The sequence below is a fragment of the Stenotrophomonas sp. YIM B06876 genome, assembly GCF_030711595.1.
Lineage (GTDB): Bacteria > Pseudomonadota > Gammaproteobacteria > Xanthomonadales > Xanthomonadaceae > Stenotrophomonas.
This window is the reverse complement of sequence record NZ_JAUJUJ010000512.1, coordinates 1-568: the sequence shown is the minus strand read 5'-3', so window position 1 is coordinate 568 and position 568 is coordinate 1. Positions and strand designations below refer to the sequence as shown.

1 pseudogene is annotated in these 568 nt (G+C 64.4%); it reads left to right on the top strand.

The window, feature by feature from the left end:
• Nucleotides 1-251: 251 nt before the first annotated feature.
• Nucleotides 252-568: pseudogene (locus tag QZH66_RS18210) on the top strand (quinate/shikimate dehydrogenase); the annotation flags it as partial.

The window sequence follows — 568 nt, the reverse complement described above, 5'->3', positions numbered from 1 at the left end:
AAGGCCTCCAGCTACGGTCCGCGAGAGCAGGGCACCTACGCGCGCGAGTTTTACACCGCCACCAAGACCTCTTACACCCTGGCCTGACACCATGCGAGACATCACCGGCAGCACGCAGATCTTCGGCATCCTGGCCGACCCCATCCACCATGTCAAGACGCCGCAGCGCATCAACCAGCTGTTCGCCGAACGCCAGATCGACGGTGTCATNTACACCGCCACCAAGACCTCTTACACCCTGGCCTGACACCATGCGAGACATCACCGGCAGCACGCAGATCTTCGGCATCCTGGCCGACCCCATCCACCATGTCAAGACGCCGCAGCGCATCAACCAGCTGTTCGCCGAACGCCAGATCGACGGTGTCATGGTGCCCGTGCATGTGAAGCCCGAGGGGCTGGCGCAGGCGGTGCAAGGACTGCGGGCGGTGCAGAACCTGGATGGCTTCGTCGTCACCGTACCGCACAAGACGGCCATCCTTGCCTTGTGCGATGAGGTGACGCCCGAGGCCCGCCTGATCGGTGCGGTGAACGTCGTGCGCCGCACGGCCGATGGCCGTCTGGTCGG